This is a genomic window from Sediminitomix flava, from assembly GCF_003149185.1.
GTDB lineage: Bacteria > Bacteroidota > Bacteroidia > Cytophagales > Flammeovirgaceae > Sediminitomix > Sediminitomix flava.
On the sequence record NZ_QGDO01000004.1, the window covers coordinates 1 to 13,780 of the forward strand.

General features: G+C 35.0%; 10 protein-coding genes and 1 rRNA gene. 8 read left to right on the forward strand and 3 right to left on the reverse strand.

The annotated features are described in order from the left end of the window. Positions 1-74: ribosomal RNA gene (locus tag BC781_RS15570) — 16S ribosomal RNA — on the reverse strand; the annotation flags it as partial. A gap of 751 nt (positions 75-825) precedes the next feature. On the opposite strand from BC781_RS15570, the gene BC781_RS15575 reads away from it, so the two are divergent. The 6 genes from BC781_RS15575 (at position 826) to BC781_RS15600 (ending at position 9,289) form a co-directional block, all read left to right on the forward strand. After that, positions 826-2,343, forward strand: coding sequence for a PP2C family protein-serine/threonine phosphatase (locus BC781_RS15575; RefSeq protein ID WP_109619437.1), 1,518 nt, complete (start codon positions 826-828; stop codon positions 2,341-2,343). 106 nt (positions 2,344-2,449) lie between these two features. Beyond that, on the forward strand, positions 2,450-3,478 hold the full coding sequence (locus BC781_RS15580; RefSeq protein WP_109619439.1) for a tetratricopeptide repeat protein: 1,029 nt from the start codon (positions 2,450-2,452) through the stop codon (positions 3,476-3,478). Positions 3,479-3,693: 215 nt separating this feature from the next. Continuing rightward, positions 3,694-5,919 (forward strand): S46 family peptidase, encoded by a 2,226-nt coding sequence (locus tag BC781_RS15585; RefSeq protein ID WP_109619442.1) that lies wholly within the window; start codon positions 3,694-3,696, stop codon positions 5,917-5,919. Between the two features lie 108 nt (positions 5,920-6,027). After that, a complete protein-coding gene (locus BC781_RS15590) occupies positions 6,028-6,777 on the forward strand; it encodes a polysaccharide deacetylase family protein (RefSeq protein WP_109619445.1) in 750 nt (249 codons plus the stop codon). Positions 6,778-6,881: 104 nt separating this feature from the next. Further along, positions 6,882-7,739 (forward strand): ChaN family lipoprotein, encoded by an 858-nt coding sequence (locus tag BC781_RS15595; protein ID WP_109619452.1) that lies wholly within the window; start codon positions 6,882-6,884, stop codon positions 7,737-7,739. A gap of 236 nt (positions 7,740-7,975) precedes the next feature. After that, positions 7,976-9,289, forward strand: coding sequence for an ATP-dependent DNA helicase (locus tag BC781_RS15600; RefSeq protein ID WP_109619455.1), 1,314 nt, complete (start codon positions 7,976-7,978; stop codon positions 9,287-9,289). 58 nt (positions 9,290-9,347) lie between these two features. Here BC781_RS15600 and BC781_RS15605 read toward each other — a convergent pair whose 3' ends face one another. Next, positions 9,348-9,764 carry a DUF1573 domain-containing protein gene (locus BC781_RS15605; protein ID WP_109619457.1) on the reverse strand — a complete coding sequence of 139 codons (417 nt, stop codon included), beginning with the start codon at positions 9,762-9,764 and terminating at the stop codon, positions 9,348-9,350. A 175-nt stretch (positions 9,765-9,939) separates the two neighbouring features. Here BC781_RS15605 and BC781_RS15610 point away from each other — a divergent pair, with 175 nt between their 5' ends. Both BC781_RS15610 and BC781_RS15615 read left to right on the forward strand, forming a co-directional pair. Further along, positions 9,940-12,411: a M14 family zinc carboxypeptidase gene (locus tag BC781_RS15610; protein WP_109619459.1), complete on the forward strand. Its 2,472-nt coding sequence runs from the start codon at positions 9,940-9,942 to the stop codon at positions 12,409-12,411. A gap of 55 nt (positions 12,412-12,466) precedes the next feature. Next, positions 12,467-13,195, forward strand: a complete 729-nt coding sequence (locus BC781_RS15615) for an LOG family protein (RefSeq protein ID WP_109619461.1) — start codon at positions 12,467-12,469, stop codon at positions 13,193-13,195. 62 nt (positions 13,196-13,257) lie between these two features. On the opposite strand, the gene BC781_RS15620 is transcribed toward BC781_RS15615, so the two are convergent. Beyond that, positions 13,258-13,542, reverse strand: a complete 285-nt coding sequence (locus tag BC781_RS15620; protein ID WP_109619463.1) for a DUF427 domain-containing protein — start codon at positions 13,540-13,542, stop codon at positions 13,258-13,260. Between the last annotated feature and the right edge of the window lie 238 nt (positions 13,543-13,780).

The window sequence follows — 13,780 nt, forward strand, 5'->3', positions numbered from 1 at the left end:
TGTTACCCCTCGACTTGCATGTATTAAGCCTGCCGCTAGCGTTCATCCTGAGCCAGGATCAAACTCTCCATTGTAAGATCCTTAACATGTATATTCCAACATGTCGCTGTGTAACTCTAAGGTTGACTTCGTGTTTTCGATAAAATAACCTTGAAGATTGCTCTCCAGAGTTACTTACCTGATTACTACATAACTATTCTTTCAAAGAACTTTTGAGACTTTCTTTAGGATTTTAAATCATTTAAAACCCTCAATCTCAATGTGAAAACTGACTTCTTCAGCTTCTATTATTTTGTTTTCTGAGTTGCTTTCTCAGAAGGCGGATGCAAAGGTAAGAACTTTTCTCTTTCAACTCCAAAACTTTTTTCAAGTTTTTTTTTCGAAGAGTTTTAAGAAGCATTTCTTCAAAACCTTTACGTATTATACTATTTAACGTCTTTTCAGTGAACGTTTTCACTGAAGACGGCTGCAAAGATAAGAGATTTAATTTAATCTTTCCAAATCTAATTTTGTTAAGTGATTTAAATAAAATGAACTGACTTCATTTTCAGTATTTAAGACTTAAACCCTTTCTTATTTTTTTAGCAAACTTGTGCTTGAATCTCGTTTTTCAAGCGTGCTTCTCGTTTGAAGCGGGTGCAAAAGTGAGGGTTTTATTTGGACTGTGCAAAGATAAAACAGACTTTTTATTAAATAAATTCAAACGCTTCTGGTTTTCAGAATAAAAAAATATATCACTCAAAAACTTGGTGCTAAAATAAGCTTACTATTATTTTTGGCACAGAATTGAATAACACAGCGTAACAAACAACCAATTACTTTTTTATGAACAGACTTCTTAGAATTGGGGTAGATGAGATAGGAGACATTTACCTTAAAGAAAAAGTATATACATCCAATATAATTGCAGTAATCAGTATTACACTTTCCGTTCTTTACGGTATAATCGGTCACTTCTTTTTCCCTGCTGTCGTTCCTATTGCTGTTATTGGAACATTAGCATTGTTATGTGTACTTGCTCTGAATCATCTAAGGTGGTTTACATTATCACGATTAATTTGTGGATTAGCCACTCCATATTTGATGTATTTATTTCAGGCGGTACTAACAAGTAAAGAAGATGCTCTTATTGGGCCTATGGTAGCTTTTGGTATCACCTTTTCATTTTTCCCATTTTTCCTTTTTGACTTCAGAGAAAAAACTAAACTGATCTTTATTTCATTTTTAGTCCTCATCCCTATTGTTTTTCAGGAAGACTTAATCAAAGCTATCGAAGTTGAAGGCATTGACAATAGTTTATATAGGAATCCTTATTTTGTTAGATTTTCCTATCTGTTATCAGGATTAACATTACTCTCATCCATTTGTATTTTTCTATACAGAAAATCTATAGTGGATTTAAAGAATACCAATCTTATTAGAAAAACCCAAGAGCAACATCAAGAGATATTATCTCAGAATGAAGAGTTGCATCAGCAAACAGAAGAACTTGTAGCCCAACAAGAATTAGTAGAGGAAAGAAGTACAAAGCTTGAACATGCAAATAAAAAATTAGAAGAAGCTATGGATCAATTGAAAGTAAAAAATCAATTGATTTCAGAAAGTATTCATGCAGCTCAGACTATACAAGAAGCGATACTTCCTAATTCAACTACTTGTAGTAATATACTCGGCGAATATTTTATATTTAACCAACCTAAAGATATCGTATCTGGAGACTTCTATTGGAATTATAAAATAGACAATCAGATTTTTTTAGTAGTTGCAGATTGTACTGGACATGGAGTTCCTGCTGCATTTATGACATTAATCGGTCATACTATTCTTGATCGGATCATTAAATATCAAGGTATACACGAACCAAACCTTATTCTTCACCATTTGCATGATGAAATCTTGAGGCTACTTAATCAGAAAGATGGAAGCAATAAAGATGGTATGGATTTATCGATTGTAAGGTACCACAAAACAGAAAAAGGAGCTTCAATCATTTTTGCAGGAGCCAAGACGACAATCTTCTACACAAAATCTGGGAAAATTCAGACCTTAAAAGGAGATAGAAAAGCTATTGGAGGATTTGAACTTCAGAAAGAATTCCAGTTTACAAATCACGAACTAGAGCTTCACTCCGATGAAATGTTCTATTTAATGTCTGATGGTTACGCTGATCAGCACAACCATGATCGTAAGAAATTTGGTACAGCTAAACTGATAGAATTTCTAAATGAAATTAATTCGCTCGAAGTAAGTCAGCAAAAAGGCCTCTTAACTTCTGAAATGAATACTTTCCAAGGTTCTCAAGAACAACGAGACGATATGCTCATTATAGGAGTGAAAGTTTAGCACAAAGAGTTATTATAATTGGCAGATTAAAACACCTTTAAGTATTATAACTTGAAGGTGTTCCTTAAATTAGGGAAAAATTGTATCTCAACTATCTTACTTTTTCATGGTACGTTTAATATCTATTTTATTTATTCTCCTATTTTTTTCACAATACTCAAACGCTCAAGAATTTATTATTAGAGAGGGTAATAGACTTTTTCAAGAAGGATATTACGAAGAAGCCATAGAAAACTATTTGCAGGCAGAAGAATTAAAATTTAACGACCCTTCTCTCAACTATCAATTAGCCCTTTGTTATTTCTATGTTGAAAATTACTCCGATGCTATAAGATTCAGCAACAAAGTCATTGAATTCCCAGGTGCAAAAACTTTAGAAGCATATATCATAAAAGCTAAAGCTTTAGATATTCAAGGGAAAAGGAATAAATCTATCGCATTACTAGAAGAAGCTTCTGAACTTTCAGATAATCACTATGCTATCTTATATAATTTAGGTGAGCTATATTTTCAAGAAAAACAATATGAAGATACTGAAAGAGTATTATTAGAGGCATTAGAAAAAAAACCTGCTCACATACAGTCGCATCTCATTTTAGGAAAAACACAAGAGCAATTAGAACACACTAGCACAAAACTTCTTGCTTATTACTTTTACATTCTTTTGGACCCAACGTCTGAAGAAGGTGATAAAATAATAGAGCATTTACATCAAGTACTTTTTGGTGAAGTTGAAATTAAAGTGGCTCAAGTCGATGATCTAATCTTAAACGCAAATACAAAAATAGAATTTGCAGGCTCTGATCTAGCTATTCAGGCTAATGCAAAAACATTCAAATCTGATTTAGGTAATGCTTCTGAAATGGAAATTTTTATAGCCAGTACAGATGCTTTCTTCAAAACCCTAGGAGAAATCAGAAAGCAAAATACAGGTATTTGGTGGTCTCTTTATGTCGATTTTTTCTCCCGACTAGCAAACGAAGGACATACCGAAACATTCTGTCATTACATTCATCAAATGCATTCCGATGCTTCGCATGATTGGGTATCATCTGAATTCCAGAAAGTACAAAACATGGTACAGTGGATGAACTCTTATCAAGAGCGTTACTACCAATATGAAGATGAGCAGTAAATAAACTGCTCTTTTTTTCAATAATTTTAAATGTTAAAAAAGGGGTTTCCCTTAATACTTACTACTAACTATCTATTTTTTACTATTTTTGGCTAGGATTGAAATAGTCTGGCCTGAAATGATTTGAAACTACCAACTTTTTGTTCTTTTCAGAATACGTCCAGTCTTATTTGATACAATAATTTACAAAGATAGAAACAGACTAAAACACAGTTATGTTGAAACGATTACTAGTGGCATTCCTTGCCATTACAACCAGTATGAGCGCCTTTGCAGCTAGCAGCAAAAGTGCTGAAGCTATTGACGAAGGTATGTGGCTTCTTATGTTCATTGATCGTCTGAACTACGACGACATGAAAGACAAAGGATTAAAACTAACTCCAGAAGAAATTTACTCTGTAAATAATGCTTCTCTAAAAGATGCTATTGTTTCTTTCGGCGGTTTCTGTACTGCAGAAGTAATTTCAAGCAAAGGTCTTTTACTTACTAACCACCACTGTGGATACGATGCAATCCAAGGCGTAAGTACTGTTGAAAATGACTACTTAACAAACGGTTTTTGGGCTAAGTCTCATGACGAAGAATTCCCAATCGAAGGACTTCACGTAAACTTCCTAGTAGAAATGGGTGATGTTTCTGAGCAAGTGCTTGGAGCTACTACAGACGAAATGTCTCCAGAAGAGCGTGCTGAGAAAGTTGGCGAAGCAATTGCTGCAGCTAAAAAAGGATTGACTGAAAAGTTTGGTGAAGGATACGAAATCTCAATCAAGCCTTTCTTCGACAATAACGCATACTACTACTTCGTATATCAAAAATTCAACGATATCCGTTTGGTAGGTACACCTCCAGAATCAATTGGTAAATACGGTGGAGATACTGACAACTGGATGTGGCCAAGACACACTGGTGACTTCTCTATGTTCCGTATCTACTCAGACAAAGATGGTAAACCAGCTCAGTTTGCAAAAGAGAACGTTCCTTACCAACCAAAACACCACTTGCCAATCTCATTGAATGGTGTGAAGAAGAATGACTACGCAATGGTATTGGGTTACCCAGGTTCTACTGACCGTTACCTTTCTTCATTTGGTGTAGCTCAAGGTATCGAAGTATTCAACCCTACTTTCGTAGACCTACGTGATGTTCGTTTGAAATCTTGGAAGCGTTTCATGGATGCTGATCCTAAAGTTCGCCTTCAGTATGCTTCTAAATATGCGAGTACTGCAAACTACTGGAAGTACTTTATCGGACAAACTAAAGGTTTGAAACGCCTAAACGTTTTAGAGAAAAAACAAGCGGAAGAAGCTGAATTCATGAATTGGGTAAATGCTTCTGAAGACCGTAAGAAATTATATGCAAATGCACTTAGCCTTATCGAAGAAGGTTACAACGCACAAGAAGAAGCTGTAAAAGCAAATCTTTACTTCTCACAAGGTCTTTGGGCTATCGAGACTGTAAAGTTTGCATACCAAGCGACAGCTGCTCTTGAAAAAATGGATGAAAAAGAAGCTATTGCTTCTCTAGAAGAAAGCGGTAAAGGGTTCTACAAAGATTTCGATAAAGAAAACGACAAAGCACTTGCTTTAGTGATGTTGAACAAAGTATACAAAGACCTTAAAGGTTCTAAATACGAAGCTCAATTCTTGAGCAGTATCAAAACTGATAGCACTGATTTCCCTGCCTATATAGATAGCTTGTATGCTACTTCAATCTTCTCTTCAGAGGCTAGCTTCAACAACTTCTTGGCTAACTATGACAAAGAAGCCTTGAACGCTGACCCTGTAGTTGAGTTGAAAAACAATGTATTGGGCTGGTACCTAAGCGTAGTTCGTCCTGCAATGGCTGGACCAAATGCTAAAATTGCTGAAGGTAACCGTCTTTACACAAAAGGTCGCTTGGAAATGAATGGTGGAATGAGTGGTCAAAACACTTACTACCCGAACGCCAACTTCACAATGCGTCTGACTTACGGTCAAGTATTGGATTACTTCCCTGGCGATGCTATGTTCTACAGCTACTACACAACTGATAAAGGTATCCTTCAAAAAGAAGACCCTACAAATCCTGAGTTTATCTTGAGACCAGAAATGAAAAAAGCCTTGGTTGAGAAAAACTTCGGAAAATATGCGGATCAAAACGGAGACCTTCGTGTATGTTTCATCACAAACAACGATATCACAGGTGGTAACTCAGGTTCTCCTGTAATCAACGGAAACGGTGAATTGATCGGTCTTGCTTTCGATGGTAACTGGGAAGCAATGAGTGGTGATATCGCTTTCGAACCAGAATTACAACGTTGTATCAATGTTGATATTCGTTACGTATTGTTCATCATTGACCAAGTATACGGAGCGAAAAACATCATTGAAGAATTGACTTTTGCTAAGGAAAAAGCTCCTAAAGGAAAGCCATTCGAAGCACTGATGCCTACAAAATACTAATAGTAATTTCTACAAAAGAATAATTAGTACAATTAACCCACTCATTTTTTATTTAAAATGAGTGGGTTCTTTTTTAACTATATAACCCACTCAAAATACAATATATAAATGAAGAACTTTCTAATATTCTTTCTTACAATCATCTCTTTAAGCTCAAGTTGTCATAAAGTCGAAAAGAAAGCTGGTATTTGGCTTTCTTTTGATGATCAAAGTATAGATCAATGGTATGATTTAAAAACACTACTTGATAGCAATAGTGTTAAAGCAACTTTTTTCATTAGTTATCCACATTATTTAACTCCACAAAAAATTCAAAAACTAAAGAATTTAGAAAAAGATGGTCATGAAATAGGCTTCCATGGGTATCACCACGAACTTTCTGAATACTATATAAAAGAGCACGGATATCTCGATTATATCGAAAAAGAAATAAATCAAGGATTGAAAATTATGCAATCACATGGTTTTCAATGTACTTCTTTTGCCTATCCATTTGGTGCAAAATATTGGTTTACTGATTTTATCTTAAGTCAAAAATTCGAATTTACTCGTGGGGTTACTTCACTTAACCAAGAAAAAGACCTTTCAAAAATGGAAGACATTTATTACAAATTCGATAATGATCGTTCACTTTCTGCTATTAGTTTCGATAACAATTCTGGTGTAAGTCTTCAAATGCTTGATATAGCTCTCCAAAGAGCATTAACACAAAACGAAGTTCTTATGCTATACGCTCACAAACCCACAAATACAGATCAAAAATCTTATACCTTTAACACAACGACTTTAAAATACATCATTGATAAAGCCAATACATATCAACTTATGTTTTATACAACTAAAGATTTTGATAAATAAGACATAATTTTTTTAGATATCATTTACTTTTAACTATTCTAATACCGTATATAAATATTCATTCTTAACTTAGTCACTAATTAGAATAATTATAAATAACAAACATGAGAAATAAATCAATTCTATTACTCTCGCTATTATTCAGCCTTAGTTTTCCTGCTTTAGCGCAAAAGCCTGCCTACACAATTTTCAATGCAAAAGGGAAAAAGGTTTCTTATAAGAAAATGATGAAAGGCTTATCTGATAAAGAATTAATCTTCTTCGGAGAGTACCATAACAATCCAATCGCACACTGGCTACAATTTGAAGTAACCTCTGAGCTGAGTAAAAAAAGAGAATTGATTTTGGGAGCTGAGATGTTTGAAGCTGACAATCAAGACGCATTAGATCAATATTTAGCAGGAAAAATTGACGCAAAAGGGCTTGATTCTTTGGCTAGGTTATGGAATAATTACAAGACTGATTATGCTCCTCTAGTCAATATTGCAAAGAAAGAAAAACATCCATTCATTGCCACTAACATTCCAAGAAGATATGCTCGCATTGTAAATTACAAAGACTTCGAAGGCTTGGATAGCTTAAATTCTGAGGAAAAAGCATGGATTGCACCACTACCAATTGTTTTTGACAGCGAACTGCCACAATACAAAAATATGCTAGAAATGATGGGCGGGCATGGCTCTGCTACAATGGTAAAGGCACAAGCCATCAAAGATGCTACTATGGCTCATTTCATTTTGAAAAATCATAAAGATGGTGCATTATTTATTCATTACAACGGAGCTTATCATTCTGACTTTTATGAAGGCATTCTTTGGTATGTAAAACAACAAAAGCCAGAAGTCAATGCAGCAACTATCACTACGGTTTCTCAAAAAGACTTGAAAAAGCTAGAAAAAGAACATTTAGGCAGAGCTGACTTTATTATTTGTGTAGATGAAAATATGACAACTACTTATTAATCAGAATGCTCTTTTTTCTGTTCGAAAGTTTAAAGAATGCTTTGCGAATTCTTCGAACAGAAGTCCCAAATAAAATTTGTACTCGTACTCACAAAACCTCACGATTTACACTAAAGTCAAATCGTGAGGTTTTCCTTTACAAGCATTACTAGCTATTCGTTCTTCTTAGCTATACTCCTACTTTTTCTTTTTGTACTTTTGTGTGATCGACTGAAAAATAAATCACAAGCATAGGAATGACGAACAACATTAGTTTTTCGAAAGAAGCTGAGAATATCATTGAGCTAATTCAAAATACAGATGAAAACTTATTTGTAACAGGGAAAGCAGGTACAGGTAAATCTACTCTACTAGAATATATAGCAAAGCAAGATCATAGTATTATCGTATTAGCTCCTACAGGAATTGCAGCCATCAATGTAAAAGGAGAAACTATACATTCGTTTTTCAGACTTAAGCCAGGTTACGAACTTGACGAAGCAAAGCATGTGACCATCAATGACCGCATAAGAGCTAGATATACCAAAATTCATACGGTTATCATTGATGAAATCTCTATGGTAAGAGCTGATTTACTTGACGCCATTGACATCTTTCTTCAACGAACTAGAAGAAGCACAAAACCATTTGGTGGGGTTCGCATGATCTTCTTTGGTGATTTATTCCAACTTCCACCTGTTCTACTTAATCAGCAGAAAGAAGAATTTTTAAGAAAATACAAGTCACCTTACTTCTTCTCTGCTCATACATTTATACAAAGAGACTTATTTTCTGAAGCTTTCAAACTCCGTAAATGTGAATTGAGAACAATTTACAGACAAAAAGACCCTGTCTTTACAAATCTACTGAATAGTGTTAGGGAAAATAGACTTGAAAATTCTCAACTTCAATTACTCAATCAGCAAGTACGAGTTAGTCCAACAACAGACAATCAATTCCAAATTAACTTGGTTTCTACAAATGCCATTGCCAAGAGTATAAACTTAGATAATCTTAAACTGATCAAGTCGGAAGAGAAAACCTTTACGGCTAATCACACAGGAAATATCGAGAACTTACAACCAAATGATCCTGAAGTCATTTTAAAAGTAGGAGCACAAGTCATGTTTCTAAATAATGACCCAAATAAAAGATGGGTGAATGGTACTGTAGGAAAAATCACTGCTTTTGGAGAAGGAATTGATGAAGAAACCAATCAACCTTATCCTTATGTAGCGGTAGAATTAGAAGATGGTCATACTGTAAAAGCAGCTCCATTTACATGGGAAATTTCCAAATACAGTTTTAAAGCTGGTAATTTTGAGCGAGAACAGATCGGAACCTATACACAAATACCTCTAAAGCTAGCATGGGCAATTACGATTCATAAAAGCCAAGGGAAAACTTTTAATAAGGTTAAGATAAACCTAGGAAGAGGTAGTTTCGCACACGGGCAAACCTATGTTGCTTTAAGTCGTTGTCGAACACTAGAAAATATAGCTCTCAGTCACCCAATAAAGCAATCAGATATTATTGTTGATCAAGACGTTCTTAACTTTATCAATTCATAAAAATAAAAACCTTCTAGTGTGAAACTAGGAGGTTTTTATTTGCTCTGAGCTCAAAAAATTACTCTCCATCTTTTTTAGGAGGTAATACATTTGCAAAAATCTTCAGTCGATACATCGATTCTGTCGCATTTGACATTACTGTAATAGTCTTATTCTGATAACCACTCTTTCCTCTAGAATTAAAAGTCACTTTAATATTTGCTTTCTCTCCTGGTTTAATAGCCTCTTTTGGCCACTCTGGAGCCGTACAACCACATGTCGTTTTCACATTTGACAAAAGTAAAGGTGCTGTACCTTGATTTTCGATCTCAAAAGTATGCGAAACCTTATCTCCTTGGTAGATATCACCAAAGTCATGAGTTGACGGCATTGCATAAATTTTCGGACCTTTTGAAGCTTCCTGCTCTTGTGCAAAAACCTGAGTAAATAGGCTTAAAGAGATAAAAATGGATAGGAATGTTATTATTTTTTTCATAGCTGAATATTACTTAAGTATTGATTCAAACTTCAATTTACGAATTGAAAATAGATATTTTATAGAAAATAAGTGTTAGGAAGAATGAGAGATCCTTTGGTAGTTATCTGATGAAAGAAACAAAGATTCAAACAAGAATACCCAAGGATTCAGCCCAAATTCTAAATTGAATACCATGAGGTATCCTACTATTTGTCTTCTTATTTTTCTACAACTCCTTGTCTTCTCTTCCAAGGCTCAAGAGGTCATTTCGCCCTCTGAATTTTTGGGATATCCTCTAGGGAGTCAATTTTCATTCCATCATCGTGTCATAGATTACTTCAATGAAGTTGCGAATAACTCTACAAGAGTACAATTGGAATATTATGGGAAAAGCATTGAAGGAAGACCACTTGTTGCTGCGATTATTTCTTCAGAAGAGAATTTGAAGAACATTGATAAAATTCGAGCAAACCACTTAAAAACCAAGAAATCAAAATCGGATAACAGTCAAAATTCTGATCTGCCAATCGTTTGGCTAAACTACAACATACATGGCAATGAAGCTTCTTGTACTGAAACTGCCATGGAAGTACTTTACCATTTAGCCTCACTCAAAGCTCCCATACAAGATCATTGGCTAGATAACATGATCGTGATTATCGATCCTTGTGCCAATCCTGACGGGAGAGAAAGATATACCAATGGTTTTAAACAAAAGCTAGGTCAAACAGCCAATCCAAATGCAGATTCTTGGGAACATCAAGAAGAATGGCCTTCTGCCAGATTTAATCATTACCTCTTTGACTTGAACCGTGATTGGCTTTGGCAAACTCAAATAGAGTCTCAACAACGAATAGCTTTATTCCAAAAGTGGCGTCCGCACGTACATGTTGACTTTCACGAAATGTACTACGAATCTCCTTATTTCTTTGGCCCTGCCGCAGAACCTATTCATGAACAAGTTACTGGTTGGCAAAGGGAGTTTCATTATATAGTCAGTGAAAACAATCAGAGATATTTCGATAAAAACAATTGGGCATATTTTTCAGAAGACTTATTTGACCTTCTATATCCAAGCTATGGCGATACATGGCCTCTATTCAATGGCAGTATTGGCTTTACGTATGAGCAAGGCGGACACGGAAAAGCAGGATTGGTCATCAAGAAAAACAATGGAGAATTACTAACACTCAAACAACGTATTACACATCACTTTACCACAAGTATTGCAACTCTTGAAGTTGTAAGTCAACAAAAAGAAAAGCTATTAGAAGAATACACAGCATATTTTGAGCAAAAAAGTGAAGACGTTTACAAAAACTATATTCTCAAAACCAACGGTCAAGAAGACCATGTCAAAGCACTTTTGAAGCTTCTTGATAAGCAAGAAATTGAATATCACTATGCGAGTGAGCAGAAAAAAATAAAAGGCTTCAGCTACGCATTTCAAGAAGATTTCCCATATGATTTACAAAAGGGGGATGTTGTAGTTCCCGTAAAACAAACGTTAGGGAAATTGGTCACTGTCCTTTTTGAACCTCAGACAGTCCTCACTGACTCGATGACCTATGACCTAACAGCTTGGGCGCTTCCTTTTGTTTATGGAATAGAAGCTTATGCTACCAAAGAAAATATTAAAACCAATTCGGATACTCCTTTTCATAAGGTAAAACCTTCTGATATAAAAGACAGTGAAGCTTATCTTTTACCATGGCAAAGTATAGAGGACGCTTCTTTCCTACAGGAATTATTCAAGTATCAGCTTAAAGTAAGGTACGTCGATCAAGCCTTTGTGACAAAGAATAATAGACGAGTTGATAATGGTACATTAATCTTTCTAAAAGAGGACAACCTACAACAAGCAGATAAATTCTATTCCTTGCTTAAATATCATGCTGCAAAAAGAGGAAGACAACTAATTCATATCACTAAGAAAGATATGCCAAAGAAAAAATTTCCTCTAGTACAAAAGCCCAATCCACTCATTATTATAAATGATAAAATCCAAGCTACTGCACTAGGCGAAGTTTGGCACTTCATGGAACAAACTCTCGGAGTTACTCCGACTATTATTCAAGAAAAACAATTGAGTATTCTCGATAGCCATAAATATAGTTGTATAATTCTGGTCAACGGACTGTACGATACTGCTACCATAGAGAAATGCTTAAGGCTTATTCGTCAAGACGGAAAAAAAGTCATTGCCTTACAAAAAGCTATGCAACAATTTGCCGAAGTAAAGGAAACTGCACTGGCAAAATCGATCAGGGATGTTTCTTCTGAAAATAGCATTACCAAAGTTCAAGTGTTTTACCAAAACAGATCTTCGATCTCTGAAAATGTAGCAGGAAGTATCTTTGCTGCACAAATTGATTCTGATCAACCTGTGGGTTACGGATACACTCGTCCTTTGTACTTACTCAAAAAATCTAATGACATCTATCCATTATTAAATGGAGCAGACAATGTCGCATCTTTCGGAAATTACCCATACATGAGCGGGTTTGCAGGTCATCTATTCAAAGACCGTATTCGAAATACACTTAGCATTGGTTCAGAAAAACTCGGGAAAGGCAAGCTTATTTACTTTGTAGATTCTCCAATATTCAGAGCTTGTTGGTACGGAGGGATGCTCAGTTTTGCTAACGCAATCTATTTTGAATAGGCAAACCCTATCACTTACATAGAATATATTTTCTACGCTACTTAATCTATTATATATGAGTAATCATCACAACTTACCTTCTGATGACGCTTCAGATAAAAAAGAGAATAAACATAAAGACTGGAATCAGGTCAAGGGTTCTAACTCTTGGATGATATTCAAAGTCATGTCTGAATTTGTAGAAGGATTTGAAAAACTTACCAAAATAGGTCCTTGTGTTACTTTGTTTGGTTCGGCACGTACACCACAAGACCATCAGTATTATAAATTGGCAGAAGATATTGCTTACAAACTCGTTTCACAGGGCTATGGTGTCATTACGGGTGGTGGACCTGGAATAATGGAAGCCGCAAACCGCGGAGCGAATAAAGGCAAAGGAACATCAGTAGGTTTAAATATTATGCTTCCTTTTGAACAAGGAGCCAATCAATATATAGATCAAGACAAACTGCTAACCTTTGATTTTTTCTTTGTCAGAAAAGTAATGTTCGTCAAATATGCTCAAGGATTTATCGTAATGCCTGGAGGTTTAGGTACCCTCGATGAACTTTTTGAGGCTTATACCCTCATTCAGACTAAAAAAATTGACCGTTTCCCAATCGTGCTTGTTGGTTCATCTTTTTGGAAAGGGCTTATAGATTGGATAAAAGAAACACTTTTAGAAAAGGAAAAAAATATAAGTCCAGAAGATTTGAACCTCATAAGTATAGTTGATACCGCAGATGAAGCGGTAAAAGTGATTGACGAATTCTATGCTAGATACCTACTATCTCCGAACTTCTAATTGACAACAACATACAAAACGTAAAAATCAGTCATACTGATTTTTACGTTTTGATAAAATATTTATTCCTTCACGACCTCTACCCCTTTCCAAAAAGCTACATAGTTTTTAATATTCTTAGCCAACTCGCTTGGCTCTGGATAATACCAAGCTGCATCTTTATTTATTTTCCCATCTACCACCACATCAAAATAAGATGCTTGCCCCTTCCAAGGACAGGTAGAATGGGTCGAATTATCTTGAAAAAACTCTTTGTTCAAAGACTCAGGAGGGAAGTAGTGATTGTTCTCAATTATGATGGTTTTGTCACTTTCAGCTAATAATTTACTGTTCCAATACGCTTTCATTTGGAAATATTTTGTTTTTAAGATTTTTTAAACATATGTGTAAAATTTACACAACACCTTTTTAACTACCTAAAAACAAGCTTGTTATAAAAAAAGCTTACTAATATCGTTCAAAAGCGTGACGATAATATCCATTAAAGTTGACAAAGTTCATCTTTAAAAAATGAGACATTCCTTAACTAGTGCAAATAAATCATCCACTACTGGTGTTATGATGATTGATAGCATATAGATTCTA